Annotated in this window: 1 protein-coding gene; it reads left to right on the top strand. The window is 71.3% G+C overall.

The genetic code is table 11. The features are described from left to right. The first annotated feature begins 302 nt into the window (after positions 1-302). Positions 303-1418 (top strand): alanine dehydrogenase, encoded by a 1116-nt coding sequence (ald, locus tag DZF91_RS23870; protein ID WP_117359551.1) that lies wholly within the window; start codon positions 303-305, stop codon positions 1416-1418. The last annotated feature ends 62 nt before the right edge of the window (positions 1419-1480 follow it).

The following is a 1480-nucleotide window of genomic DNA, read 5'->3' on the forward strand; positions in this document are numbered from 1 at the left end:
CTGAACCGTCGCGACGCGGCGGCGTGGGCCCTCCGGGCGCCGTCGCGCGAGCCGTCCGGGCGCGGTCGCGCGAGCCGTCCGGGCGCGGTCGCGCGAGCCGTCGGTACACGCTGGTGGGAGCGTCGGAACGCGGCGGCGGGGACCGGTGGGAAGCGTGTCGTGATCCTTGCCGTTGCCGTTTACATACTGTCAGCTGATTCGGGAATGACCATACAGAGTGCGCGTGGCACGGGGGTGCGGGGTGCCCTCACCCTTGAGGCGTACCAGCTGGTCACAACCTGTCAACGTTGACGGAGGACACTATGAAGGTCGGCGTTCCCCGCGAGATCAAGAACCATGAGTACCGGGTCGCGATCACCCCCGCAGGGGTGCACGAGCTGACGCGGCACGGGCACGAGGTCTTCGTCGAGCGCGGCGCCGGCGAGGGCTCGGCCATCCTCGACGACGACTACACCTCGGCCGGGGCCAAGATCCTGGAGAGCGCCGACGAGGTCTGGGCCGAGGGCGACCTGATCCTCAAGGTCAAGGAGCCGATCGCCGCCGAGTACCACCGGATGCGCTCGGGCCAGACCCTCTTCACCTACCTGCACCTCGCCGCGTCCCGCGAGTGCACCGACGCGCTGCTGTCGGCGGGCGTCACCGCGATCGCCTACGAGACCGTCCAGCTCCCGGACCGCTCGCTGCCGCTGCTCGCCCCGATGTCGGAGGTCGCGGGCCGCCTCGCGCCGCAGGTCGGCGCCTACAACCTCATGCGCTTCAACGGCGGTCGCGGCGTGCTGCCCGGCGGCGTCCCGGGCGTCGCCCCGGCGAAGGTCGTCGTCATCGGCGGCGGCGTGTCCGGGCTGAACGCGGCGCAGATCGCGGTCGGCATGGGCGCGGACGTCACCATCCTCGACGTCAGCGTCGACCGGCTCCGGCACATCGACGCGATCTACCAGGGCCGGCTGAAGACGCTGGTCTCCAACGCGTTCACGATCGAGCAGGAGTGCCGCGCCGCCGACCTGGTGATCGGCGCGGTGCTGATCCCCGGCGCCAAGGCCCCCAAGCTGGTCTCCAACGAGCTGGTCGCGCACATGAAGCCCGGTTCGGTGCTGGTCGACATCGCGATCGACCAGGGCGGCTGCTTCGAGGACTCCCGTCCGACCACCCACGCCGACCCCACCTTCAAGGTGCACGACTCGGTCTTCTACTGCGTGGCGAACATGCCGGGGTCGGTGCCGAACACGTCCACCTACGCCCTCACCAACGTGACGCTCCCCTACGCGGTCGCGATCGCGAACAAGGGCTGGAAGGACGCGCTGCTCGCCGACCGCGCGCTCGCGCTCGGCCTCAACACGCACGCCGGCAGCCTGGTGTACGAGCACGTCGCCGAGGCGCACGGGATGAAGCACGTGTCGCTGGAGTCCGTCCTCGCCTGACGCGCGCCCCGGCCGCACGGCCCGCGTCCGAGCCGCCTCCTCCCAGGCGGCCGGGCGCGGGC

The organism is Actinomadura logoneensis (genome assembly GCF_003428695.1).
Lineage (GTDB): Bacteria > Actinomycetota > Actinomycetes > Streptosporangiales > Streptosporangiaceae > Spirillospora > Spirillospora logoneensis.

Excerpts from the sequence above, each read along its gene's own strand:
- ald (WP_117359551.1), top strand. The coding sequence starts at position 303 with ATGAAGGTCGGCGTTCCCCGCGAGATCAAGAACCATGAGTACCGGGTC.